Annotated in this window: 22 protein-coding genes and 1 tRNA gene; 14 read left to right on the top strand and 9 right to left on the bottom strand. The window is 44.0% G+C overall.

All coding sequences use genetic code 11. From position 1 onward, the window contains the following. Nucleotides 1–157: 157 nt before the first annotated feature. Both F6J90_RS26280 and F6J90_RS26275 read left to right on the top strand, forming a co-directional pair. A tRNA-Leu gene (locus F6J90_RS26280) sits at nucleotides 158–241 on the top strand. Between the two features lie 17 nt (nucleotides 242–258). Then, a complete protein-coding gene (locus tag F6J90_RS26275; protein ID WP_293100227.1) occupies nucleotides 259–1,038 on the top strand; it encodes an RNA methyltransferase in 780 nt (259 codons plus the stop codon). 448 nt (nucleotides 1,039–1,486) lie between these two features. Here F6J90_RS26275 and F6J90_RS26270 read toward each other — a convergent pair whose 3' ends face one another. Both F6J90_RS26270 and F6J90_RS26265 read right to left on the bottom strand, forming a co-directional pair. Continuing rightward, entirely contained in the window at nucleotides 1,487–2,023 is a 537-nt protein-coding gene (locus F6J90_RS26270) for a jacalin-like lectin (protein ID WP_293100225.1), read from the bottom strand. Between the two features lie 130 nt (nucleotides 2,024–2,153). Continuing rightward, nucleotides 2,154–2,285 carry a hypothetical protein gene (locus tag F6J90_RS26265; protein WP_293100222.1) on the bottom strand — a complete coding sequence of 44 codons (132 nt, stop codon included), beginning with the start codon at nucleotides 2,283–2,285 and terminating at the stop codon, nucleotides 2,154–2,156. Between the two features lie 246 nt (nucleotides 2,286–2,531). On the opposite strand from F6J90_RS26265, the gene F6J90_RS26260 reads away from it, so the two are divergent. The 6 genes from F6J90_RS26260 (at nucleotide 2,532) to F6J90_RS26235 (ending at nucleotide 8,423) form a co-directional block, all read left to right on the top strand. Continuing rightward, complete coding sequence (locus tag F6J90_RS26260) at nucleotides 2,532–2,768, top strand: hypothetical protein (RefSeq protein ID WP_293100219.1); 237 nt, start codon at nucleotides 2,532–2,534, stop codon at nucleotides 2,766–2,768. 23 nt (nucleotides 2,769–2,791) lie between these two features. Then, the gene (lpdA, locus tag F6J90_RS26255) at nucleotides 2,792–4,222 is read left to right on the top strand and encodes a dihydrolipoyl dehydrogenase (RefSeq protein WP_293100216.1); all 1,431 of its coding nucleotides are present in this window, start codon (nucleotides 2,792–2,794) and stop codon (nucleotides 4,220–4,222) included. Between the two features lie 104 nt (nucleotides 4,223–4,326). Then, nucleotides 4,327–5,217 carry an indole-3-glycerol phosphate synthase TrpC gene (trpC, locus tag F6J90_RS26250; RefSeq protein WP_366513889.1) on the top strand — a complete coding sequence of 297 codons (891 nt, stop codon included), beginning with the start codon at nucleotides 4,327–4,329 and terminating at the stop codon, nucleotides 5,215–5,217. A gap of 67 nt (nucleotides 5,218–5,284) precedes the next feature. Next, nucleotides 5,285–5,566, top strand: a complete 282-nt coding sequence (locus F6J90_RS26245) for a DUF5340 domain-containing protein (RefSeq protein ID WP_293100211.1) — start codon at nucleotides 5,285–5,287, stop codon at nucleotides 5,564–5,566. Nucleotides 5,567–5,973: 407 nt separating this feature from the next. Next, nucleotides 5,974–7,128, top strand: a complete 1,155-nt coding sequence (locus F6J90_RS26240; protein WP_293100208.1) for an alanine--glyoxylate aminotransferase family protein — start codon at nucleotides 5,974–5,976, stop codon at nucleotides 7,126–7,128. A gap of 515 nt (nucleotides 7,129–7,643) precedes the next feature. Continuing rightward, nucleotides 7,644–8,423, top strand: a complete 780-nt coding sequence (locus F6J90_RS26235; protein ID WP_293100205.1) for a WecB/TagA/CpsF family glycosyltransferase — start codon at nucleotides 7,644–7,646, stop codon at nucleotides 8,421–8,423. Nucleotides 8,424–8,567: 144 nt separating this feature from the next. On the opposite strand, the gene F6J90_RS26230 is transcribed toward F6J90_RS26235, so the two are convergent. Then, nucleotides 8,568–8,720, bottom strand: coding sequence for a hypothetical protein (locus F6J90_RS26230; protein ID WP_293100202.1), 153 nt, complete (start codon nucleotides 8,718–8,720; stop codon nucleotides 8,568–8,570). A 26-nt stretch (nucleotides 8,721–8,746) separates the two neighbouring features. On the opposite strand from F6J90_RS26230, the gene ftsE reads away from it, so the two are divergent. After that, on the top strand, nucleotides 8,747–9,418 hold the full coding sequence (gene ftsE, locus F6J90_RS26225; RefSeq protein ID WP_293100199.1) for a cell division ATP-binding protein FtsE: 672 nt from the start codon (nucleotides 8,747–8,749) through the stop codon (nucleotides 9,416–9,418). A gap of 178 nt (nucleotides 9,419–9,596) precedes the next feature. On the opposite strand, the gene F6J90_RS26220 is transcribed toward ftsE, so the two are convergent. Both F6J90_RS26220 and F6J90_RS26215 read right to left on the bottom strand, forming a co-directional pair. Next, nucleotides 9,597–9,767 (bottom strand): hypothetical protein, encoded by a 171-nt coding sequence (locus F6J90_RS26220; RefSeq protein ID WP_293100195.1) that lies wholly within the window; start codon nucleotides 9,765–9,767, stop codon nucleotides 9,597–9,599. After that, nucleotides 9,764–15,004 carry a PAS domain S-box protein gene (locus F6J90_RS26215; protein ID WP_293100192.1) on the bottom strand — a complete coding sequence of 1,747 codons (5,241 nt, stop codon included), beginning with the start codon at nucleotides 15,002–15,004 and terminating at the stop codon, nucleotides 9,764–9,766. The genes F6J90_RS26220 and F6J90_RS26215 overlap by 4 nt, the downstream gene beginning before the upstream one ends. Nucleotides 15,005–15,912: 908 nt before the next feature. On the opposite strand from F6J90_RS26215, the gene F6J90_RS26210 reads away from it, so the two are divergent. Then, nucleotides 15,913–16,056, top strand: a complete 144-nt coding sequence (locus F6J90_RS26210; RefSeq protein ID WP_293100189.1) for a hypothetical protein — start codon at nucleotides 15,913–15,915, stop codon at nucleotides 16,054–16,056. Nucleotides 16,057–16,066: 10 nt separating this feature from the next. Here the strand turns inward: F6J90_RS26210 and F6J90_RS26205 are convergent, their stop codons facing one another. From F6J90_RS26205 to F6J90_RS26190, 4 genes are all read right to left on the bottom strand, one after another. After that, nucleotides 16,067–16,876, bottom strand: a complete 810-nt coding sequence (locus tag F6J90_RS26205; protein WP_293100186.1) for an aminotransferase class IV — start codon at nucleotides 16,874–16,876, stop codon at nucleotides 16,067–16,069. A gap of 14 nt (nucleotides 16,877–16,890) precedes the next feature. After that, complete coding sequence (gene nrtS, locus F6J90_RS26200; RefSeq protein WP_293100183.1) at nucleotides 16,891–17,160, bottom strand: nitrate/nitrite transporter NrtS; 270 nt, start codon at nucleotides 17,158–17,160, stop codon at nucleotides 16,891–16,893. A 133-nt stretch (nucleotides 17,161–17,293) separates the two neighbouring features. Beyond that, nucleotides 17,294–18,652, bottom strand: a complete 1,359-nt coding sequence (locus F6J90_RS26195) for a chloride channel protein (RefSeq protein ID WP_293100181.1) — start codon at nucleotides 18,650–18,652, stop codon at nucleotides 17,294–17,296. Nucleotides 18,653–19,141: 489 nt separating this feature from the next. Then, a complete protein-coding gene (locus tag F6J90_RS26190; RefSeq protein WP_293100178.1) occupies nucleotides 19,142–19,744 on the bottom strand; it encodes a LuxR C-terminal-related transcriptional regulator in 603 nt (200 codons plus the stop codon). Nucleotides 19,745–20,313: 569 nt separating this feature from the next. On the opposite strand from F6J90_RS26190, the gene F6J90_RS26185 reads away from it, so the two are divergent. The 4 genes from F6J90_RS26185 (at nucleotide 20,314) to F6J90_RS26170 (ending at nucleotide 24,253) form a co-directional block, all read left to right on the top strand. Continuing rightward, nucleotides 20,314–21,417, top strand: coding sequence for a saccharopine dehydrogenase NADP-binding domain-containing protein (locus F6J90_RS26185; RefSeq protein ID WP_293100174.1), 1,104 nt, complete (start codon nucleotides 20,314–20,316; stop codon nucleotides 21,415–21,417). A 175-nt stretch (nucleotides 21,418–21,592) separates the two neighbouring features. Next, nucleotides 21,593–22,237: an ATP/GTP-binding protein gene (locus F6J90_RS26180; RefSeq protein ID WP_293100171.1), complete on the top strand. Its 645-nt coding sequence runs from the start codon at nucleotides 21,593–21,595 to the stop codon at nucleotides 22,235–22,237. An 828-nt stretch (nucleotides 22,238–23,065) separates the two neighbouring features. After that, nucleotides 23,066–23,620 carry a protoglobin domain-containing protein gene (locus F6J90_RS26175; RefSeq protein ID WP_293100168.1) on the top strand — a complete coding sequence of 185 codons (555 nt, stop codon included), beginning with the start codon at nucleotides 23,066–23,068 and terminating at the stop codon, nucleotides 23,618–23,620. 261 nt (nucleotides 23,621–23,881) lie between these two features. After that, complete coding sequence (locus F6J90_RS26170) at nucleotides 23,882–24,253, top strand: roadblock/LC7 domain-containing protein (protein WP_293100165.1); 372 nt, start codon at nucleotides 23,882–23,884, stop codon at nucleotides 24,251–24,253. Nucleotides 24,254–24,575 lie beyond the last annotated feature (322 nt).

Genomic DNA, 24,575 nt, shown 5'->3' with positions numbered 1-24,575 from the left:
AGTAGTCACAATCCCAGTAAATGCTGTATACTAGAAAACCGGTGAGTTAATAGAGCAAGCCCAGTAGCAATTCTAAGTTGAATCGTCAACGGTGACAGTTCTGATTCAGAACTGACCACTGTCGGAATCACTAACGATTGCTATAACGCCAACAAAAGCGGAACTGGCGGAATTGGTAGACGCGCTAGATTCAGGTTCTAGTGTTCGCAAGGACTTCCGGGTTCAAGTCCCGGGTTCCGCATAATTAGCCAAACTTCTATGCTGACAAGCACGAAGAATCCCCTAGTCAAGGAAATTCGGAAGCTGCACAGAGTCAAAGGACGTCGGCAGCAAGACCTATTTCTGTTGGAGGGAACCCACCTGTTGGCAGAAGCCTGTGCCGTAGATTATCCCCTAGTAACCCTCTGCTATACACCAGAATGGCTTGAAGCTCATCCACAACTATCCCAAGATGCTTCCCTTCGGTCTCAAAGAGTGGAAGTGGTAAGTCAGTCTGTACTAAAAGCGATCGCTACTACAGTCGAGCCAGATGGAGTGATAGCCACAGCAACCCGTCTTCCCCTTTCCCCTAAACCCCTCAATTCCCTCTCCCTAGGTCTAGCGCTAGAAACCATACAAGACCCAGGAAATCTCGGAACAATCATTAGAACTGCGGTAGCCGCTGGTGCGGAAGGATTGTGGCTGAGTTCCGATAGTGTAGAGCTAGATAATCCTAAAGTATTGCGAGCCTCAGTCGGTCAGTGGTTCCGTCTTCCCATGACAGTTACCCCCCATTTGCCAACACTCGTAGCTCAAGCTCAAGCTCAAGGGATACAAGTAGTAGCCACAGTACCAGATGCTAAGGTCAGTTACTGGGAAATAGATTGGCGCTGTCCTAGCTTGATACTCCTGGGCAATGAAGCAGCTGGACTTAGGGAAGAGTTGGTAAAAACAGCAGATCAGCAAGTGAAAATTCCCCTGATGCCAGGGGTAGAATCCTTAAATGTAGCGATTGCTGCTGCCTTGATGTTGTACGAAGCTAAACGGCAACGTTTTTGAAAGTATTTAGTCTCAGTCTGAGGTGGGCTGGTTGACTGACAAAACTGTAAGCAGTCAGCCGTCAGCCGTCAGTGGTCAGCTTTGTGGCACAAGCTTCGACCCTGCTGTGAGGTAACTCAGCATTATTCCAATGTTTACCTGTTTTATTCAAAAGCTGTAACTCAGATTAAACCGATGCTTACCTGTTTTATTCAAAAGCTGATAGCTGATACGCGACACGCTGATAGCTTACAAAAAACTCAACAAGTATAGTCAAATGAACTTACTTTAAAGGCATCTAATTTTATGATTTCTATAAAAAATAGTGTTCTGGGAATTCCAAAAACACTATATGTCTAAATTTATATGTCTAAATTGCCTTATCAACAAGCCCAATTAGCCAGGGTTTATTAAGAACTATACCCGGTTACCCAACAAGATGGGAATACTGATGATAACTATCCCCGGTTTATTGACACCCGGTGTCGATATAGACTCCCAAAGAAGTGAGATAGCCACTGGCGCTGCCGAAGAATGATTGAATGGTGGGTTGGGCAGCTTTCAAGGTGAATGGCTTTCGGTTTGATGTTTGTTGCATAGTACCAAACGGACCATAGGTTTTGCCCTTAAGAGTCTTAAATGTTAATTGGGCAATTAAGGGTTTGTTGCCAGTATATGAATAGTCGGCAACGTAACCATCTACTTCTACTAATGGATCATCTGCACTAAAAGAAATTGTGGTCGGGTTTCCCCCAGTACCCCCATTCTGAAATGATTTTCCATTGGCATAACTTACCTTGAAGCCATCAATAATAAAGCCATGATGAACGGTTATTTCAGTAATTGGACCTAATGTTCTGGCCTCAGGGAAATTATAAAATTGAGTGGTTGTCCGTCCTACAGGGCCATCAATAACTTGGGCTTGGGCAGGAGAAAACCCTAGAGTTGTGCTCAGCAAGACTACTGCAGCCAATAGTCCAATCAACTGAAAAAATCGCTTAAACATTACTTAAAACCTCAATCTTTTAAAGGATTTGTAAACCACCCAAATCTAGCCGGTATGCTAGCCGAGTTTTTGAATTATTTAAGAAAATTTTATAGTTATAAAAAAAATATTATTTTTGACAGGTGATGGTTCAATATATGCTCAGTATTTCAATGGTAAGAGGCAAGAGGCAAGAGGCAAGAGGCAAGAGGCAAGAGGCAAGAGGCAAGAGGCAAGAGGCAAGAGGCAAGAGGGGAAACAGATTCGGGGTTTTATGGTTCAATAAAAAAAGACCATACAGCTTGAAATCTCAAATACAAATGCTATATATGAGCAAGCTAAAAGCCATAAAGGGGCGATAGCTTGAGTACAAATGCTCTGCATAAGTGACATGCACCCAATCTAACTTAAGTAAGTTTAAAAAAATCTATAGTTATGACCTGTAACTAATAACAATTAAGGGATTGGAGCTAACTAAAATTTTTTCTATAGCGGTTTCTAGCCTAATGAGGTACACAGGAGTTTTTCCGTGTTCCGTGTTCCCACGTCCGAAGTTCCCTGTTCCCTGTTCCCTGTTCCCTGTTCCCTGTTCCCTGTTCCCTGTTCCCTGTTCCCTGTTCCCTGTTCCCTGTTCCCTGTTCCCTGTTCCCTGTTCCCTGTTCCCTTTGCGATCCTTGATACTTCATACTTCATCCTCCCAATCTTAATGGTTGAGCACTTGCAATCCTGGATTGCTCAAGTTGAAAATAATAAGGACGAAGCATAGCCAATCTAACTCAGGAGATAGATGTGAGTCAAGACTTTGATTACGATTTAGTGATTATCGGTGCTGGTGTGGGGGGTCATGGTGCTGCCTTACACGCAGTTAGCTGTGGTCTGAAAACCGCTATTATTGAAGCCGCTGACATGGGCGGAACTTGTGTCAACCGGGGCTGCATCCCTTCTAAAGCTCTATTAGCCGCATCAGGGAGAGTGCGAGAGCTACAGGACGCTCATCATCTCAATGCCCTTGGGATTAAAGTAGCAGGGGTTGAGTTTGACCGAAATGCGATCGCAAATCATGCCAGCAATCTAGTCAGTAAAATTCGTGGTGACCTGACTAACAGCCTAAAACGCTTGGGTGTGGATATTATCAAAGGCTGGGGTAAAGTAGCTGGGACTCAAAAAGTAACCGTTGTTACAGACAATGGAGAAAAAACTATCACTGGCAAAGATATTATGATATCCGCTGGTTCAATTCCCTTTGTACCCCCAGGAATTGAGATTGATGGCAAAACCGTATTTACCAGCGATGATGCCATAAAACTAGAATGGCTGCCAGATTGGGTAGCAATCGTGGGCAGTGGTTACATTGGTCTAGAGTTTGCTGATGTCTACACAGCACTAGGGTCTGAAATCACCATGATCGAAGCCCTAGACGACCTGATGCCAACCTTTGACCCTGATATTGCCAAACTAGCAACACGCATCCTGATCAAACCTCGGGACATTGAAACCCACACTGGGGTGCTAGCGATGAAAGTAACTCCCGGTTCCCCAGTAGTAATTGAACTAGCAGATACCAAAACCAAGGAACTAGTCGATGTGCTCGAAGTCGATGCTTGCCTGGTCGCTACAGGTCGGATTCCCGCCACCAAAGACCTAGGACTAGATGCCGTAGGTGTGGAAACAAACCGGCGCGGTTTTATTCCCGTAGATGACACCATGGCAGTACTTTCAGGAGGGGAACCCGTGCCCCATCTTTGGGCAATTGGTGATGCCACTGGGAAAATGATGTTAGCCCATGCCGCATCCGCTCAAGGTATTGTCGCAGTAGAGAATATCTGTGGACGTCACCGCACCGTAGACTACCGCAGCATACCCGCAGCCGCCTTTACCCATCCAGAAATCAGCTACGTTGGCCTAAGCGAACCACAAGCCAAAAAATTGGCCTCCGAAGAAGGCTTTGAAGTATCCGTTGTAAGATCATACTTTAAGGGGAATTCTAAAGCGATCGCAGAAGGAGAAGCAGATGGGGTAGCGAAAGTGATCTACCGTAAAGATACCGGGGAAGTCCTAGGAGTCCACATCCTAGGTATCCACGCCTCCGACTTAATTCACGAAGCCTCAAATGCGATCGCAAACAGACAATCCGTCAACTCCCTCGCCTACCTAGTCCATGCTCACCCCACTCTCTCAGAAGTACTCGACGAAGCTTACAAACGAGCTGTAACTCATTAGTCAAAATCCTTTGTTAATTGCTAATTAACAAAGGATTTTGGGACTGACGCACTGAGGGACTGACGCACTGAGGGACTGACGCACTCACGCACTATATAAAACTACTGATGCAAATTCGCCGACGCCCACCCAATCCAGCAGTTAAAATCCAAACCCTGCACTATCAAGTTGCACTACCAGACGATAAACCGCACCATATTCTCGAAGAAATTGTCTGGCACAAAGAGAAAGAAATTGACCAGATGCGGGAAAGTCTGCCCCTAGTGGAGTTGCGTAAGCGAGTACAAACAGCACCACCCCCCCGAGACTTTCTAGCAGCCCTAAAATCAGGAAAGACTAGCCCTGCCCTGATTGCAGAAATCAAAAAAGCATCTCCTAGCAAAGGGGTTATTCGAGAAGATTTTGACCCAGTAGCCATTGCTCAGTCATACTGCCAGGGTGGTGCTAGTGCGATCTCAGTGCTGACAGATCAAAAATTCTTTCAGGGTAGTTGGGAAAACCTGGCAAAAGTTCGTGCTGCTGTAGACTTGCCTTTGCTGTGTAAGGAGTTCATCATCTATCCCTACCAAATGTACATGGCTCGTAGTCACGGAGCAGATGCAGTTTTACTGATTGCAGCCATCCTTTCCGATCAAGACCTGCAATACTTTATCAAAATTGCTAAGACTCTGTCGATCACCCCCTTGATCGAAGTCCATACCCAATCTGAATTAGATCGAGTATTATCTCTGGATGGCGTTACCCTAGTAGGTATAAACAATCGTAACTTGGAAGATTTTTCCGTCGATTTACAAACAACTTGTCAAATACTAGCAGCAAGGGGTAACCAACTACTCGAACGTGGCATTCTGGTAGTCAGTGAATCAGGGCTTCATACCAACGCTCACCTTGATCAGGTAGCATCTGCCGGAGCCACAGCCGTCCTCATTGGTGAGTCATTGGTAAAACAGCCAGACCCAGCAGTTGCTATTGCCAGCTTGTTTAGCCATCAGTGACCCATAGCCCAAAAAAAATAGTCAATGGTGATGGCAGACTCCGACTCACCGAGGTACAGGAAATTTCATGGATCCAATTCCCCTTCCATCTTATATTCACTACGAACTGCTGCTCCAACTGCTAGAGCGCCAAACCGCATTTGCAACCAGTCAAAACCCCCAATTGCGAGAGCAGGTTCATCAATTGATCAGTACTCTGCGTAAAGCCCTAGTTCAGCAGAAGCAATTAGAACAAAGCTGTCAGCGAGCCAACTTGCCAATGGAGTATCGCTGGTCTCTCAACAGCGTCAAATTGGATCCCCATGATTCAACAAATGGTTTACCGGATTCAGCAGGAAGACTCCCTTAGTGACATCCTCAACTTCATAAATAAAAAGCTAAGAAATTTAGTCACAGTATCCAGTTTGAGCCAATATATTTTGAGATTGTTACCTACTCCTGAGGAGCGTCACTCCCACTGTCGGCATAAATAAGACATGCCCTTAAGGCTCAGAACTAAAGAGTGTCCTAACTTCAGGATGTCAATATACACAGACTTTAAGGCAAGTTTAAATCTAGCGTGGCTGGGTCAGTCGTCGTGTAAGGGTGGGTGGGGATAACCGCTCCCATAGTCCCTTGGTGAAACGCTAAATTAACCGCCAAATTAACCTTGAATTTCCGGTTTTGTCCGGTAATATCCAAGACTTAATCGGTCAGTTCAGACTAACTAACCAATCATCAGATCACAACAACCCTAGATACCAAGACTAACTACAGATGGAAGACAAGCTCAAACTAATGATTCCTGGCCCGACGCCAGTACCAGAACAAGTATTACTGGCCATGGCCAAACACCCGATCGGACACCGTAGTCCGGAATTTAGCGAAATCATGGCAGAGGTGAATGAAAACCTCAAATGGCTACACCAGACCAAAAATGATGTCTTGACTGTAACCGCTAGCGGTACCGGAGTCATGGAAGCTGGCATTATTAACTTCCTCAGTGCAGGCGATCGCGTTTTAGTTGGTTCTAATGGTAAATTTGGCGACCGTTGGGCAAAAATCAGTACTGCTTTTGGTCTGGAAGTGGACACCATTACCGCTGAGTGGGGTAAGCCCCTAGATACCGAGCAGTTTCGTGAAAAGCTAGAAGCTGATACCGAAAAGCAAATCAAAGCCGTAATTGTCACCCACTCTGAAACCTCTACTGGCGTTCTCAACGACTTAGAAACCATAAATCGTTACGTCAAAGACCACGGGGAAGCCCTAATTATTGTTGATGCGGTTACCAGCCTTGGAGCAGTCAATGTACCCATTGATGACTGGGGTCTCGATGTAGTAGGCTCTGGTTCCCAGAAGGGATACATGATTCCCCCAGGACTAGGATTTGTCAGTGTTAGTCCTAAAGCTTGGGAAGCCTACAAAACGGCTACCCTGCCCAAGTTTTACCTAGATTTGGGGACTTACAAGAAATCTACTGCAAAAAACAGCAATCCCTTTACCCCGCCAGTGAACCTAGTTATTGCCCTACAAGCTTCACTGGGCATGATGAAAAGAGAAGGGTTAGAATCAATATTTTCCCGTCACCAGCTTCTGATGCAAGCAACCCGCGCCGCCGTCAAAGCCCTATCATTACCTTTGTTTGGTTCTGATGAGTATGCTAGCCCAGCCGCAACTGCAGTTATTCCCACATCAGTAGAGTCCGAACAAATTCGTTCTGTGATGAAAAAACGCTATAACATTGCTCTAGCTGGGGGACAAGACCACTATAAGGGAAAAATATTCCGCATTGGTCACTTAGGTTTTGTCTGTGAGCAAGATATTCTTGCTGTCATTGGTGCTCTCGAAGCCACCCTTCAGGAATTGGGACACCAATCCATGACACCAGGAGCAGGTATTGCTGCTGCTGCTAGTGTATTTGCTCAGAACTGATTAACAGTTGAAGGTTGAAGGTTGAAGGTTGAAGGTTGAAGGTTGAAGGTTGACGGTTGACGGTTGACTGTGCTCTGCGGTAAATGGTCAACCGTCAACTCCTAATAGTATTTTTAATTTTTAATCAAACCTCCCCCAACTACGTTCAGCAAGGATGGGGGGATAAGTCCTAATTGAGTTCAACACCACCATCAAATCCCCATTCCCAATTCCGACCCAATCACATACCCAATCATATAGTTTTCCTGATCAGTACCAAATCCTGAGGAGTTAAGTAAAGAGTTTTGGCTCTTCCATAAGAGATCATCCAAAATAACCGGCCAAATCTGTTATCCCCTTACTGGGAAAAAGAATTTGACTTGAGCAAAACATTTTTAACTCTCAAAGCCATGCCCAGTAAAGCTTTTAGCATAAGTTAAATGCCAATTACCCGAACAAGTTCGGAAGAGCCGAAGGGTTTAAGTGGTCTTACGTAGAATAAAATACATGGGTGATGTGAGGGTATGCAAAAGCCAATGTTTGAAACAGCTGAACAATTTCCGGTCTTGGGGTTACCCGTTCACCTTTTAGACAACTATAGTCACTACTTAGAGGATCGTCTCACCAAAGGTCTAGGTAGTCATGTAGTAACTCTAAATGCCGAAATGGCAATCCAGGGAGAGCGCAACCGTGAGCTAGCTGCCGTTATCAAGCAGGCAGAATTGGTGATTCCTGATGGGGCAGGTATTATATTTTACTTACGGCTCCACGGTAAAAAAAAGCAGCGCTGTCCAGGAATTGAACTAGCTGAGTCTTTACTGGTCAAGGCTGGACAATACGGAGAATCTTGCCCAGTTTTCTTCTATGGGGCAGCCCCTGATGTAGTCCAAAAAACAGCTAGGGTTTGGCAGAAGAGAGTTCCAAAATTAGCGATCGCTGGAATTAGTCATGGCTACCTCAGTGCAGAAGCAGAGGAAGAATTGAAGCTCACCTTAAAAGAACAACAGCCTAAAATCATACTAGTCGGCTTAGGTGTACCACGTCAAGAATTTTGGATTGCCCAGAATCGCCACCTGTGTCCCCAATCCACTTGGATTGGTGTTGGTGGTAGCTTTGATATCTGGTCAGGGGCTAAAACCCGTGCGCCAGGCTGGTTCCGGAAGAATAATCTCGAATGGTTATATCGGTTGTATCAAGAACCCCACCGTTGGCGGCGAATGATGGTTCTGCCTCAGTTTGCGCTCAAAGCTTTAGCTCAAAGAATCATGGTTCTGCCTCAGTTTGCTCTCAAAGCCTTAGGTCAAAGGTTGGCATAACCTAATCCCTCATCGATAGACCTTGCAGTATTAATTCGCAGCATTAGTATTGTCTAGTATTATCTTGATGCGATTGGCCTACGGCCACGCTACGCGAACGCAAATTGTTTAGTATTGTCTTGATGCGATTGGCCTACGGCCACGCTACGCGAACGCGAATGGGGACCGTCTGTTTGCTAAGGCTTGCGTCAGCACCTTGTCAGGGCCGTGGAACGCCAGTTGTTCATCTGACTCCCCATCTCCCCATCTCCCCATCTCCCCATCTCCCCATCTCCCCACACCTCCCACACCTCCCACACTTCCCTATCTTTCCCTAATCCCTAATGACCCAGAAAGCGATAATCAAATTACAAGGAGTAACAACAACCTATCCCAACAACCGAGGTTTGTTTAACGTCAATCTAGAAGTCAAGTCAGGAGACTTTTTATTTATCACAGGACCTTCTGGTGCTGGTAAATCCACATTGCTAAAATTACTGTATGGTGAACAGCGTCCCACCCAAGGTAAAGTATTTGTCGATCAAATCAATGTTGGGCAATTACGAGGCGATCGCTTGTCCTTCCTACGCCGTCGCCTGGGGATTGTTTTTCAGGACTACAAACTAATTCCCAAGCGAACTGTCTCAGAGAATATCGCTTTTGTTCTGTGGGCACAGAGTTTCACTCGCAAAGAAATTAAGCGACGCCTAACACCAACCCTTAAATTAGTGGGTTTGCAACACAAAGCCAACTGTTTTCCAGAGGAACTTTCAGGAGGAGAGCAACAACGGGTAAGCCTGGCTCGTGCCATTGTTAGTACACCGCCCTTGATATTAGCTGATGAGCCAACAGGTAACCTCGATCCCGACAATTCTTGGCAGGTATTAAACATTCTCAGAAAACTCAATCACCTAGGCACTACAGTTATTGTCACAACTCATGATGAAAACTTAGTCAGAATCTCCAATCAGCCAGTAGTACAGCTGCGAGAAGGGCGTTTGTATAGCCCTTTTTAGAGGAAAATAGCATTGCTGACCCTTATTATATACAGTACTTTTTGACACTGATTCTATTTAAAAAAAACTCTTTATTTCTTATAAAATTTTGCCTTTTGCCTTTTGCCTTTTGCCTTTTGCCTTTTGCCTTTTGCCTTTAGCCTTTAGCCTTTAGCCTTTTGCCTTTAGCCTTTAGCCTTTAGCCTTTAGCCTTTTGCCTTTTGCCTTTAGCCTTTTGCCTTTTGCCTTTTGCCTTTAGCCTTTTGCCTTTTGCCTTTAGCCTTTTGCCTTTTGCCTTTTGCCTTAAAAAAAATAGTTTCCGATTAGGAAAAGATTTGTTTCCTGGTTTCCCTAACCCTACCCAAATCATACATTATGGGTGAGGACTGGGCTGAAGGATTGTTGTTCAATTTTCTTAGCACTCTCGGTCAGTCCTGCTCTGACTTGTTGGTATTCAGGCTCAAGCTGGGCAAAAATTTCCGCTGCTCCAGTGATAGTGTCCGACCTCCCCAGACTTTCCAGTTTCTGACACAGTTTGGAGAGATTTATCCCCCCTAGGGTAGCGCTACTAGACTTTAATGTGTGAGCCGCAATTTCCATGGCTTTTGGCTCTTCTTCACTAATTGCTTTAGCCATGTTTTTTACTAACCTCGGAGTATCTTTTAAGTAAATTTCAATCAAACCAAGCAAGCATTCCGCCCCCCCTTCTCCGATACTGTCGATCAAGGATTGCAAAACCGAAAAGTCAACAGCTTGATCAGCTACTACTGGCTGGGGAGGTTCACGATGGTGCGGACATTGACTCAAGGCACGGACTAACTCTGGGACCTGGATAGGTTTGCTAATGTAATCATCCATTCCTACACTCAGACACATTTCTCGATCCCCTTCCATGGCATTAGCAGTCATGGCAATAATCCAGGGGCGTCCATGAGCTGGCCATTGTTCACAAATCCGTTGCGTCGCAGTTAAGCCATCCATTTCCGGCATCTGGACATCCATCAAAACCAGGTCATAGGGCTGACGAGTAAGAGCTTGGAGTACTTCTAATCCATTACCCGCGACATCAGCCCGGTACCCCATCCGTTTCAACAATTGCAGGGCTAACTGCTGGTTAACGATATTATCTTCAGCCAACAAAATCCGCAAAGGATGCTTTTGCGCCATTTCGGTGTCAAGTTTTAGGTGTTGAGCAGGTGTGCGCTTAATCTTGATCGGCTGTCCGCTCATCACCTGGGTCAAAACATCGTAAAGCTGAGATTGCTTAATAGGCTTGTTTAAAACAGCTGCAATATCTAGCTGACTCTGATGATGCTTTGTATCTGATTGACTCATTGAGCTGAGCATTACCAAGGGCAAGGCTTGACCCTCAGACTCCTGGCGGATTTTCGTTGCTAGGGTAAAACCATCCATCTCAGGCATATACCCATCAAGAATGGCAATGTCAAATTTATCCCCCTGACTGAGCCAATCGAGAGCTTCTCTACCTGATGCTGCTGTCTGGGTAAACATACCCCAAGACTTGGCTTGCTCGGAGATAATCGTGCGGTTGGTCGCACTATCATCCACAATCAGCAGCCGCTTTCCTTCTAACAATGGCTGAGATACTGGCAGGTTAGGTTGTTCGATCGGATCAGGCTGTTTAGCCAATACAGTGAAATAAAATTTAGAGCCTTGACCAACTTGACTTTCTACCCAAATTTTCCCACCCATCATGGTGGTGAGCCGTTGACAAATGGCCAGACCAAGACCTGTGCCTCCATATTGGCGAGATGTGGAGGAATCCACCTGAGAGAAGGACTGGAACAGGCGGTCGATCCGATCCTCAGGAATGCCGATGCCAGTATCCTTGACCACAAATTGGATTTCGTAGATTGAGGATTGGGTGGAGGTGGTACAAAATCTGGCAGTGTTAGGGTTGCGGGAAGAAATCTGGGGGTGAGGCGGTGAAAATACTCTTGTGTTGTCTCTCGTGTTGTTCTGTGTTCCGTTAGCTCCTCTGACCCCATTGGTATACCGCGTCTGGTCAAATCCTTCTTGTAGAGTGTAGTCGTTTCCATTGGGTAGAGTAGGGAAACTCAAAGAGTAGTGTTTTCCGTAGTCAGGAGCAGATGTTAAGGGGTAGGAGTGGCTAGCAGTAATGCTTTGTTCTTTTTCTTTGCCATCAAGCGATTCCCCTATGCTAAGTTCTCGGGCAGTTACAGAAACTAACACTTCCCCGATATGGGTAAATTTAATCGCATTCCCCAACAAATTGACTAGAATTTGGCGCAGCCGAGTCACATCTCCCACAATCATGGGTGGAGTGTTGGGATGGAATAGATAGGCTAACTCCAATTTTTTCTCAGCTGCTTTTGCCGCCAACAAATCTAAGGATTCCTCAATGCAAGTGATCAGATTAAACGGTTGTTCTTCTAACTCCAGCTTTCCAGACTCAATTTTTGAAAAATCGAGAATATCATTAATGATGGTGAGTAAACTATCCCCACTATTGCGGATCGTTTCCACAAAGTCTCGTTGCTGGGGCGTTAGGTCTGTATCCAGTAGCAAACCCGTCATGCCAATCACGGCATTCATAGGAGTCCGGATTTCATGGCTCATGGTTGCCAGAAATTCGCTTTTTGCCTGAGTGGCCGCTTCGGCAGTTCTTCTAGCTTGCTCTAGGGCGAAATTTTTCTCAGTCAATTGCTCTCGTTGGCGGGTTTCTTGCTCAAGCAGGTGAGCCTGAGCAATAGCAATCCCTACTTGGTCAGCCACGGCTTCGAGTAACTCAATTTCATCCAGACTCCACTGACGAAATTCATCACAGTGATGTATTCCAATCACACCATTCGGTTCCCCCTGATAGGAAGTACGAATTACCAACATGGATTTGACTCCAATCTGCCGACATATTGGGATCATCGGTTTCAGAAGAGGGTCTTCGTAAACATTAGGGGAACTGATGGCTCGGTCTTGGACTAACAACTGCTCTAAATGAGGATTCCCCAGAATCGGAATTTCTAAATCCAGTATGGATAGATAACCCTTTTCTAAATACTCAGCCACGGTAGGAATTCGAGGATAGGGTTGGGAAACATAGGTATGAATGGTGCAACGATTGACCTGAAACACTTGACCAATTTGTGTGGCGGTGGTCTGAAAAATTTGTTTAGTGTTTAAACTTTGGCGGATTTCTTGGGTCACCTGTTTGAGTAGCATCACACGAGTCAGTTGCTGGTGTAATGCTTCCTCGGCTTGCTTTTGCTCAGATATATCAATGGATACGCTTAGTACCGCTGGCATGTGGGAAATTGCTAAGGAGAAGGGAATTTTGGTAGTTTGGATTATACGCTTTTCTCCATCGGGATAGATGAGCGTCTCTTCTGGAAGGTGTGTCGGTTCTCCACTCTCCAATACCTGCAAATCCGCCTCTCTAAACTCGAATGATTTTAGGAAAGATTGAGCAAAATCTTCATCCCGATGGTATAGTAACTCATCTACTGTCGTACCATAAGCTTCCGCAACTGCTTTGTTGGCTAGAAGAAACTCTCCATCTCGGTTCTTGGCGTAAATAAAATGAGGTACTAAATCAATAACTTGACGCAGTTGTTTCTCACTTTCTTTCAGATGTGACTCGCTTAATTTACGATTTGTAATATCTCGGATAGTGCCAGAGGTACCTGTGATAGTACTGTCAGGATCTAGGGTTAATTGCGCATGAATTTCCAGCCACCCCGAGCCCCCATTCTTGGTAATATACCTTAGTTCCTGCTGATAATACTCCTGTTTGTGGGTAATTAGGGATTGAAACAGTTCTATGTTAGTTTGACGGTCATCAGGATGGAGATAATTAATAAAGTTCTTACCAATGCTATCTGCTACAGAAAAGCCCGTCATTTCTGTCCAAGTTGGATTGAGAAAGGTCAACACCCCAAGCCCATCGGTTTGGAAAATAACCTCTTGCACATTTTCCACGACTGACCGATACTGCTCCTCTCTCTCCAGCAAGGCCAGTTCAACTCGCTTGCGTTCGGTAATGTCTTCCACAGAGCCTTCGTAGTAGAGCAAATTGCCATTAGTGTCTCGGACAGGGCGCACATTTTCCAAAATCGAGATTACACTACCATCTTTGCGATAAGCCTGAGCCTCAATGGATGATACAGCCCCATTTTCCGCGATTCTGTGAGTAAACTCGGTACGAGCCTCAGTGTCCACGTAAATTTGTTTTGAGACGTTCGTGATTGACTCTACTAGTTCTTCTGGGGAAGAATAGCCATAGATCCGTGCTAAGGCTGGATTGGCACTAATAAAGCGCCCATCGGGTGTAATCTGATAGATGCCCTCTACTGAATTCTCAAAGATGCTACGGTAATTCGCTTCAGCTTGCCGCAGCGCTTCCTCGGCTCGCTTGCGATTCGTGATATCACTAAAGGTACAAATGACTTGCTCTACTTTTCCATCCACCCCCACCTGGGGATCTGCATTCACTAGTAACCATACCCAATCTTCAGTAGCTCGATTGTAGACACCCATCACCACGTTTCGTACCAGTTTACGGGTGCTAATTGCTTGTTGGATGGGACGACTTTCGGTGGGGAATGGAGTGGTGTCTTCGTGAATGATAGTCCAATCCGAACCAAAAGGACTTTTATCCAACAATTCACTTTCGGTGAAGCCCAGTATATCCAGAGCCGCCTGATTAAAGAGCATGAATTCGGTTTTTACCTCGAATAGCAACACCCCTACCTGCATTTCTCTAATCACCGTCCGGAATAGCCTTTCGCTCTCTTGCAATGCTTCTTGTCTAAGAGCTTGCAGTGCTTTACTCGTTTTCTGCTCGTAATATGAGGCAATTAAGGTGAGGCTGAAGATGATTAGGTTAGTTATCCCTATGGTGCTTGTTACCACCGAAGTATTTAATGTCTGAGAAAAACCAGTGTCTAATGGTGGAGTAACGGTGAACTTGGCTGCTATCATGGTTGTATAGTTGACAGCGGTAATGGCTAATCCCAGGATCACTGCCCAGCAAAGCTTCCACCAATTAAGGACTTTTCTAGTTCCTACCCCCAAATCAAAGGATAGCCACAAGATGAAAAAGGATGTCAAGCTGGCTATAACAACGGATAGGGCAACTAAAAGGAGGTTGTAGTGAATCAGCCTTGGTATTCCCATGGCAGCGATCAGCAGGTAGGGTAAGGATGCGATCGCTAATCCCATTACCACACTGCCTACCATTAACTGTCTGAGGTTGGTGATGCGGCTGACACTATAGAGTACGGCACCAGATATTACCACTGCTACCCAGTAAGAAAGCAGTACCATGGGCGTATCGTAAGTGATGGGGATGGGGAACCGGAATGCTAGCATTCCCAAAAAGTGTATTGACCAAATCCCAACTCCCATGATCATTGCCCCACCAATCAGCCAACCTTTACGGGTACTCTTTTGTGAGGTTTTTAGTTGTCCAGCTAGAATCAGCACCGTATAGGTCACAATCGAGGCGATAGCAATGGATAGAACAACTAACTTTAGGTCATAGGTACCACTCATTGCTCTATCTGTATCGCTAATTGGGACAGTTTCTATGAGAAAATTGAGCCAGACAAAAACCATTGAGTAGGGCATACCGAGATATTATCTCCCAGACCCTCTAGGGGCCATGTTGATATATTTCTTACGAAAATTGTCTCGTAATTCTGAATATATGTCTTGAATTTACACAATTTTGATTAATTAATTGACCGTATAAATACGGATTTTTGGTATAACTATATCCTAAAATTTACCGAATATAATCTATTGATTGAATCAGAAAGCACCAAATTTGAAACTTGGGAATTGTAATTGCATAGATTTTTTTAGCTACCAAACAAGGGTCAACAGATAGCAGGCTCAGTAGATTTATCCATACCTAGATTAAATTTTTGATAATAATCATTGGGTGTATACCGTCAAAACAACTACTTTACTTTGGTAAGCAGTCAGCCGTCAGCCGTCAGCCGTCAGCCGTCAGCCGTCAGAGGTTAGCCTAATGACGTTAGCCTAATGCTGACCTAACTCAGCATTATTCCAATGCTTACCTGTTTGATTCAAAAGATGTAACTCAGCATTATTCCAATGCTTACCTGTTTGATTCAAAAGCTGATAGCACCTCAAGTAGCGTGGCCTACGGCCAATGACTGATAACTTATAGCTGATAGCTGATAGCTGAATACTTACCTACTTTGAACGTCTGAAGCTTAGACTAAAGGTAAGCAGTCAGCTAATGCGCTACCTCCCAGCGTCGAAGCCTGTGCCACCCACGCTACGCGAACAGCATTGAGCTGTCAGCTAATGTAAGGCAACCCCTGATCAATAAACAGGGCGTTGCACATTTTTAGGATGATACCATTTTTTGCACATAACTGAAAGTGGCTTATAGTCTACAGTTCAAACTTCGGCAAATAGGTACATCATCCCGTTATTGTGCAACGCCATAAACAGAGTAGGAAGTTGTTCGTCAATTAACAGTTAATATAGTGTTTTCCATACTTATGAGGTACACAGGATTTTTTCCCTATTCCCTGTTACCTATTCCCTGTTACCTATTCCCTGTTACCTATTCCCTGTTACCTATTCCCTGTTCCCTAAAATCAAAAAATTTTGGATCTAACACAATTGAAAACTGCTATATTTAATACTTCAAAGTTAATAGTTAAGCTGTCCTAAGTCTTGGAAAACTGGGTGTAGTGGGTCATAAACTCGTTCAGAATTGCCTTGAATGACCCGGTGAATGGGAACAACCTCCACCACGCAGTTAGTGTATGCGATCGCATCCAACTGTCCTACCAACTCGGGTGACCAAGGTTCCTCACAAACTCTCTGATTTTGGCAAGTCAGCCACTCAATTAAATGCGATCGCATCACACCTGGTAAAATTCCAGCTTCCACTGGTGGTGTCCACCACTGACCATCTCTCCATCCCCATAAGTTACCTGTGCTAGTTTCCAGCCAATTGCCGTGATTATCTACCAGAATCGCTTCCTGTGCTCCCATATTTTGCGCCATTTGCTTCCCCAGCCATGGAGATAAGTAATTCCCGGTCTTGTGAGTGGGTAAGCAGCGATGAAATTTTAGGGAGGGGGACTGGGCTACCCAAGCGGTGATACCCTGTTCTTGCCACTGGGCTAAATTGGCTGGCAGAGAACGACCCATAATCAATTCTCGCCCATCGGGGAATAGGGTAATTCTCAGCACTGGGTAAAGGGTGATCAGTGATTGTGCTCCCTGGCGCAATTGCTCCCAATCCGGCTGTTGCCAACCAAATGCTTGTAGAGTCGATTGGAGGCGATGGCAATGATTAGTCCAATCGGTTAGTGGGTGATCTAATGACTGATGATAAACTCGTAAGGTCGTAAAAACTGTAGCGCCATAGATAAATCCTGGCTCATCAATGGTCAGACTCAGGGAGTTGCCCTCAATTAGCTGGCCATTGTACCAGAAGCAGGGTTTTGACATGACTATGATCGTGATTAACCAGAATTGCGATTAGAATTTGCTTTTCCTCTTCGAGCCATTTGCCTATAACGGATGGTGTACTGACCATGAATGTTGACCAAGTAGGGAATCATATAGGTTAAACCCCCTGAAATCCATCGCTCTCGATTCATCTGCCCTTGTAGCAGAGCAGAACCATGATTGATCACAAACAGAACTGAGCCAACGACCAAAGCCACCTTCAGCGCAGTTGGCATCAATTCGAGATCAACAACACTTAGACAGAACTCTTTTAGAGGTTTCACGCTTTACCTATCGAGCAAGCTGTTAACCATCTAATTTTACCTAACTGATGGTTTTTTGTTGGGGGTTGGCTGTTAATTACGAAATTAGCTAACTTCTCAACAAAAAAAACTCAGTAGTCAGGCTTAATTATTCTTAAGCCATTACTGGGATACCCTCCTGACTACGCGATCGCTGAGTTTTAAGCAAAGAAATATTAGTAGTCAACAAGAAACTGGCAAAGCTAGCAATAGCAATAATTGGAAGAATCGAGGTATCAGACAGAACGCTAAGAATAACCGTGCTACTGACCGGTGTTTTGGTGACAGCCACATTCACTGCTGCCATCAGGCAAAGCATAGCAATGGTGGGGTGAATTTCGGGTAAGGCGATGGAGATAGCTAAACCGAGATTAGCACCGATGAAAAATAGAGGAAAGATAAATCCGCCTCTAAACCCACCGTGGAGGGTAAAACTGATCGCAAACATTTTTGCCAAGGCAATCCCTAGTAACATGGTTACCCCCAAAGTGGGACCTTGTTCAATGACTGTTTCAATTTGCTCCTCACTAAAAAATAGGGTTTGGGGAAAGAATACAGCAATCAACCCGATAGATAATCCGCCTAGTGTAGCTAGCAAAATGTGGCGATGTTCAATCGATTTAATCCAAGACTTGGTAAAGCGAAAGATATAGATAAACACGATAGCTGCTAATCCACCAGCAACCCCGAGTAATGCACCCTCAATTAAATTTAGCCAGGACAGAGTAGGTAATGTATCAAAAAGGTTAAAGCGGTAAATTCCTCCCACATTTAACCCAGTACCAAAGCGGAAAACAGAGAAGCTAAAAATTGACGCGACAATGGCTGGTACGATGGCTTCATAGTATTCCAGACTCCGGCGGTGGGGAATTTCTAGGGCAAACAATGCCCCCCCGATCGGCGCACCAAAAAAGGCACCAAGAGCAGCACTCATCCCGCAGAAGGTCAATATCCGGATATGGCTGATTGCCAGTTTAAGCTTGACTCCTAGCCAGCTACCTAAGCTACCATTAATCTGTACCAATGGTGCTTCTGGTCCTGCACTCCCGCCAGCGGTGATGGAAATTAGAGAGGTCACAATCATGCCAGGAGTTTGACGAGGCTCCATCCTGCCTGGATCGTGGACTTTTTCAATCACCAACGCCATTTCACCGGGTAACCCCAAGAAGTAGAGGGATAAGCCCACGAAAAACCCACCAATGGTAGTGGCAATCCACACATAATTCCAAGAGGGTAGCCAACTCGGGAAATAGGGTTCTAGAAATTCGGGTAACCAATGCCAAACAAAATGCAAACACTGTTCTAGGACAAAATAGTAGCTAGTTGCTACTAATCCGCCAGCAATGCCAATCCCTGTAGCGCAGAGGATTAGCTTGATATAAGCTAGCTTGACCGGTTTATTGTCCCTATCTGATTTTTCCGTCTGATTAGTCCTTTGATTTACCGATAATACTTCAGCCGTCTCTGATGTCATTGTTGTCATGACCCAGTTGTCTTTTACGAAAATTGGTTATTTTTTCATCATGGACAAAAATAACTTAAATAGATAGAGTAACTATGTATGGGGTACATGAAATTAAATTGCTTTTTACATAAAAAATTGTTTAATGTTGATTTTGCATGAATTTAAAATGTTTTTTGCATAAAGTAGTTTTCATAACCTTTGAAACTGACTTATCATGAACAATGGAAGCCCTTGGTGAATCAGGGGTGATCGGTTAGGGGAATTTTGCCCTCGTCTAGTCTGATGGTTCAATACCTAACATTGATTGAGGTAAGCCTGACAAGAGTTTGCCTGAGTCGGGGGTGTTGCTACAGACTACAACAAACCCTCCGAGTGCAACTCCTCTAATTGGTAAGCCAGATGCAGCAGCTAGTCCACAACTGCTCGCTTCAAATCATTGGTCTAGCTGCAAAGCACTGGCTTAAGGTTTTAGCTTTTAAGTTTAAATTAAATTTATCCTTATCCCGACACAAGATTATGCTCTAGAAAAAGAGCCATTTTCTGTTTAGCATGAATATTTTTCATGTGCTTCTTCACTGTGCTGAGGGTAATGAATAGCTTAGCGGCAATGTCTTTATAGGAGTAATTGACTCGACGCAGTAACCAGACTTCTGCTTCACGAGGAGTTAAACCATAGTGGTAAACTTCTGCAAGCACTAGATTTTGAATGGATTGATGTTGGTCTTCAAGAGTGACTAAAATCAAAGGTTCTTTGGATAACTCTAATTTGAGCCATCGAACTCGTATCCGAACAGTAGTTGACTGACTCGTAGTAAGATGAGAATCTATAATAACTGCCTGAGAATGATAGGACTTAACACTGTACTTCAAAGCTTGGCAGACACGCCAGATTTGTTTAGGCACCAAATTAGATTGTTTACTGTCTGGTGTGAGTTTATGCAACAGAAGGCGAGCAGATTCATTGGCATGAAGTATCTTTCCTTTTGTACTCAAAATCAAAATGCCATCAATAAATCCTTCCAGTATCCCTTGTAAGAAAACCTTATCTAACTGTTGTGCTTGAGTATTTGCCCTTTCTAAAGAGTTGGTGATAGTATTCATCTTGTAGACCTATTCTAAAAAAAGTTGGATAGTCTGTGGGGAGGCGATTTCGCACTGATCAGTTTGGGGGAGCTAGGTCATGTGCTGCAAACGGTAGTTAGTTGCTAGTTTTAAGGGTTTTAATACTTATCAGGATTAAGCCCTACCGTTTATGCAGGATGTCGGGATTTTGTAACAAAACTTAACCAAATGGCGCAACTCAAGGCTATCCCCTGAAGGGGTTTGCACAACATCGGGATAATTTATGGAGATGGAAATGAGGAAGATTGGAAAGATGGGGAAGATGGGAAAGAATATACCCAAAGTCGGACTGACTTCTCTTAGGTTTCAATCCCTTAAAATTGCTATAGTGTTAAAGGGAGTAGGGAGTAGGGAGTAGGGAGTAGGGAGTAGGGAATATGGCATCAAAAATTATCACAATTCCTACACGGATCCCTAGAGTTTAAAAATTTACTATTAGTAAAACCCAATGGACACAATTAAATTAGACTTGAATCTAATGATGAAATTAAGTGAAACCAGCAACCGTAAGATAGAACTGCAATAAGTATTCAAGCGGACATGATCTAATGACAGACCAGGTTTTAATCCTAGGAGGCAAAGGACGAATCGGGAACAGTGTAGCGCAAGACTTACTTGCCCATACTCAGGCGAAAATTACGATTACCGGACGTCAGGGTAAACTTGACCTAGCATTGCCACAACAGTTACAGCCCCCCGTGCAGTTTCTTCCTCTAGACTTAGCTGATCAGGAGGGGTTAAGAAATGCGATCGCATCTCACAACCTAGTAATCCATTGTGCTGGTCCGTTTCTCTACCGAGACGCTACTGTCCTAAACACTTGCATCGAACAAGGGGTTAACTATCTCGATGTCAGTGACAACCGTGCTTTTACCCGTAAAGCCTTAGCCTTCCGTGAACAAGCTGCTGCTGCTGGTGTCACCGCTATTGTGAATTCTGGCATTTTTCCTGGTATCTCGAATAGCATGGTGCGTCACGATGTGGAACAGTTAGATTTTGCAGAACGGATTCACCTGAGCTATGTAGTTGCGGGTTCTGGTGGTGCTGGAGTGACGGTGATGCGTACTACTTTCCTGGGATTGCAAGAACCCTTTGAAGCTTGGATTGATAATCAGTGGCAAACCGTGAAACCTTATAGCCTACGCGAAACCATCCAATTCCCTGCTCCCTATGGTAAAGCTGGTGTCTACTGGTTTGATATGCCAGAAGCCTTGACCTTAGTGGACTCATTCCCCGTTAACACGGTAATCACTAAATTTGGCTCAGTTCCCGATTTTTATAATCATCTGACCTGGATAGCTGCCCATATCTTTCCCTCATCTTGGCTGAAAAATCCCGCTGGAATCGAGTTTTTGTCCCATGTCAGCCACATCATGACCGATGTAAGCGATCGCATTAGTGGCGTTGGTGTTGCCATTCGCTCAGAGGTTACTGGTTACAAAGATGGTAAATCAGCCCGTGCTGGCTCAACCTTAGTCCATGAGAATACTGCTGTCGCTGCTGGGGTCGGTACTGGTAGTATTGCTGAACTGATGCTTACTGGTCAACTCAATAAACCGGGAGTTTGGCCGGTGGAACAAGCCCTGTCTACGCCATTATTTGAGCAAACTATACAAAGTCGAGGACTTGAGATTAATACTGTTGGAGATTGAGTATTGATACCAAATCCCCTTTGATAACCCTCCTTTAACTGAGCTCTTGCACCAGTACAAAAAACTTAATAACGGCAGTGATAACAATCAATTTAAGTACTGAAAGCACCAAATCTTATCACTGTTCCCTGTTCCCCGATCCGAAGTTCCCTACCTTTACAGGTAAATCTTAAACTTGGTTCAAGATCTGAGTTTAACTCAAATTACAGGACTTACCCCACCAAATTTCCCTTTCTCATCTGCTAAGACAGAAATCTACTCAGTATTAATTAGCCTTGGTGGAGTAAATCCCATGAAAAGTATCCGTGTCGTAGTAACCGGAACTGTAGGAGCTGGCAAATCTACTTTTGTGAGGACAGCAAGTAATTTTGAAGCTGTGGAAATAGAAGGTAAAGCCACCGACGAAATACTTCTGCTCAAGAAAAAAACTACCGTTGCCTTTGACTTTGGTAGCCTTACCTTTGGTAACAATCTAAATGTTCATATCTACGGTACTCCTGGTCAATCTCGCTTTGACTTCATGTGGGATATTTTGATTCGTGAAGCTCACGCCTATATTGTACTGGTGCCAGTTCATCGACCCAGCAGCTTGAACCACTCTCGTGAGCTTCTCCTGTTTATGAAGGAGCGAGTAAATGTTCCCATGATTATTGGTTTAACCCATATGGATTGTCCAGGGGCAATGACCTCAGAGGAAATTATCAGAACTCTCGGTTATAGCAACCCTCACAATCAACCCCCAAGTGTGATAGTTAATCCCAATCAGCGAACCTCAGTGCTTGAGGCTTTGGTGCTTTTGATGGATCTCCTAGATTCCTAGACAAGCCACTAGCTAGTGCCGTTCAGCTCAAATAACTGACCAGCCCCTGTCAGGTCGAAACCCATAAAACAAAGGACGTTTGTAAGGGCGAAGCATTCGCACATCTAGCAATTCTCATAGCTATGAGGTACAAAATTTCTGGATTTTAGGGAACAGGGAACAGGGAATAGGGAATAGCGATGTGCTGCATCAAGAGGTGCGACCCGTGGCGAATTTAATTCTTAATGGGTCAAGGGCACCTAACAGGGAATCAACGTCAAAGAAGACTGTACCTCATAACTACGAGAAACGCTATAAATTCTTGGTTTGCTCCCAAATTTGCTAGCCGAATACTTCGCCCCAAGGATTATCGTTTCTAAGAATTGCCATGTTCTGTAATTTGTGTTTATAAAACTACATAAATCATTAATTAGCGTCACTAAAAAAAGTGATCCGGATTGAACGGATCACTTGCTGAAAAGCTTAGTAAGTAAACGTTATAGAGTTTACCTATAAATGTAGTATCAACTACTAAACATCCAGAATTTTAGGTTATAGGTACATTCAACGATAGATGAAGTGAATAGTTTAAAATTCTGGTAAACCCAAACTATAAACTTCACTAAAACTATACAAAAAAAAACTTGTAAATCTTTTTTTTTATAAATTCAAAAAGCTAAAATGTAACTAAATTCCAGGATTCTATTTTAGTCCAAAATTATCTATTCAGATAATAATAATCAAAAAAATCGTTGCTATAGTGTTGGAATACTCTAAAATTAAATCGGGGTGCTTTGCTAAACAAATAAGTAATCAATTAGAGTTAGTTTAACCTATATCGGAGTAATTATGAGCTTAGATCCCCAGGAATTTATGACTAAGATGGAAAAGCGTGTCAATTTGACCAGTGAAGACAAAGTGCTTCTGAAATCACAGGCAGATTGGGGAAAAGAAATTGCTTCTGAAATGGCAGACCATTTCTATACTTACTTAGGTAATGATGAAGAAATGGATGCCATTATGAAAGAGAAGGAAGGTCGTATGGATCGCCTACGAGCAACCTTTGTGCAATGGTTTTACGAAATGTTCACTGGTATGGATGACTGGGGACAAGCCTATGCTGAACGTCGTTGGCGTATAGGTTTGGTACATGTGAAAATTGGTATCGGTCCTCAACATGTCGTCCCAGCAATGGCAATTGTAGTGCAGGCATTTACTAACCGGATAAAAACTGATAGTAAAGATGAAGCCTTGCGGGATGCCCTCAGTCGGATCTGCATGATTGATTTAGCCTTCATTGAGCAAGCCTATGTAGAAGTGAGTTCGGCAGCGGTTCTCAAAGAAACTGGCTGGACAGAGGGTCTATTTAGACGTCTGATTAGTACTGGCGCTAGCTCTATGTAACTAGAGCAATCCTAAATCATTTGTGAACAATACCTGTCAATAAAATAGTTCTGACTCGGAAAGTTACGAGTCCTGAGTCAGACCTGTGACTGTTCACTTTTCCGATAGGATTGTTAGATTACCTGTCGATTTTGTTGGAAACTCAATCAATAGTCTATAAGTTCTGGCAAATTGGCACTACTCCTACTTAAATATCAGCTATCAGTTTCGAGGAACACAAACTAACCGAATTACACATTCTGCAATTGGAGTAAGAGAACAATGGCGATCAATGCTCAAAAATTGGGGTATATCCTGCATAATTTTGTTACATCCACTGCTGATATTCAGGGAGCAGCTGTAGTCACGACCGATGGTTTACCCTTAGCGTCTAGTCTGCCTGGGGAAATGGATGAAGAACGGGTTTCAGCCATGTCTGCAGCTATGCTCTCCTTGGGTGAGCGAATTGGCTCAGAACTGGCTAGAGGTGACATTGACCGGATCTATGTTGAGGGGAAAGAGGGATTTAGCGTTTTGACCAGTTGTGGTGAAGAAGCGGTATTTCTGGTTCTAGCTAGTAAAGCAGCTAAGCAGGGAGTATTGATGTTAGAAATTAAACGGACTCTTGCTGAATTAAAACCAATGTTGCTATAGTAATTTTCTGGGTATTACTCTACTAATACCTTGTGTTTATAAAAGGGATAAACTATAGTAATTGATAGTCATTGGTAATGGGTGATAGATAATTGGTAATGGGTAATTTAAAGACTAGGATTAATTACCCATTACCCATTATTAAATGGTAAAATTTTTTAAAAATTGTTGTTCGCGTAGCGTGGCCTACGGCCAAGGCATTCTAGATTATTGGTATAACGTCAGTGGGTGTGTGAAATTCAATGTAAGGTATTTTTTGTTAAAGGTTGACCACTAACAGTCAACCATCAACCGTCAACCATCAACCATCAATCGTCAACAA

The organism is Moorena sp. SIOASIH (assembly GCF_010671925.1).
Classification (GTDB): domain Bacteria; phylum Cyanobacteriota; class Cyanobacteriia; order Cyanobacteriales; family Coleofasciculaceae; genus Moorena.
The sequence above is the reverse complement of the archived record's forward strand: the minus strand, read 5'-3'. Positions and strand labels throughout refer to the sequence as shown.

Coding starts and splice junctions, on each gene's coding strand:
- F6J90_RS26185 (WP_293100174.1), top strand. CDS start 20,314: ATGACAGACCAGGTTTTAATCCTAGGAGGCAAAGGACGAATCGGGAAC.
- F6J90_RS26170 (WP_293100165.1), top strand. CDS start 23,882: ATGGCGATCAATGCTCAAAAATTGGGGTATATCCTGCATAATTTTGTT.
- F6J90_RS26220 (WP_293100195.1), bottom strand. CDS start 9,767: ATGATTTGGGTAGGGTTAGGGAAACCAGGAAACAAATCTTTTCCTAAT.
- F6J90_RS26195 (WP_293100181.1), bottom strand. CDS start 18,652: ATGACATCAGAGACGGCTGAAGTATTATCGGTAAATCAAAGGACTAAT.
- F6J90_RS26240 (WP_293100208.1), top strand. CDS start 5,974: ATGGAAGACAAGCTCAAACTAATGATTCCTGGCCCGACGCCAGTACCA.
- F6J90_RS26235 (WP_293100205.1), top strand. CDS start 7,644: ATGTTTGAAACAGCTGAACAATTTCCGGTCTTGGGGTTACCCGTTCAC.
- F6J90_RS26270 (WP_293100225.1), bottom strand. CDS start 2,023: ATGTTTAAGCGATTTTTTCAGTTGATTGGACTATTGGCTGCAGTAGTC.
- F6J90_RS26210 (WP_293100189.1), top strand. CDS start 15,913: ATGAGGTACACAGGATTTTTTCCCTATTCCCTGTTACCTATTCCCTGT.
- ftsE (WP_293100199.1), top strand. CDS start 8,747: ATGACCCAGAAAGCGATAATCAAATTACAAGGAGTAACAACAACCTAT.
- F6J90_RS26190 (WP_293100178.1), bottom strand. CDS start 19,744: ATGAATACTATCACCAACTCTTTAGAAAGGGCAAATACTCAAGCACAA.
- F6J90_RS26275 (WP_293100227.1), top strand. CDS start 259: ATGCTGACAAGCACGAAGAATCCCCTAGTCAAGGAAATTCGGAAGCTG.
- F6J90_RS26175 (WP_293100168.1), top strand. CDS start 23,066: ATGAGCTTAGATCCCCAGGAATTTATGACTAAGATGGAAAAGCGTGTC.
- F6J90_RS26205 (WP_293100186.1), bottom strand. CDS start 16,876: ATGTCAAAACCCTGCTTCTGGTACAATGGCCAGCTAATTGAGGGCAAC.
- F6J90_RS26215 (WP_293100192.1), bottom strand. CDS start 15,004: ATGCCCTACTCAATGGTTTTTGTCTGGCTCAATTTTCTCATAGAAACT.
- F6J90_RS26245 (WP_293100211.1), top strand. CDS start 5,285: ATGGATCCAATTCCCCTTCCATCTTATATTCACTACGAACTGCTGCTC.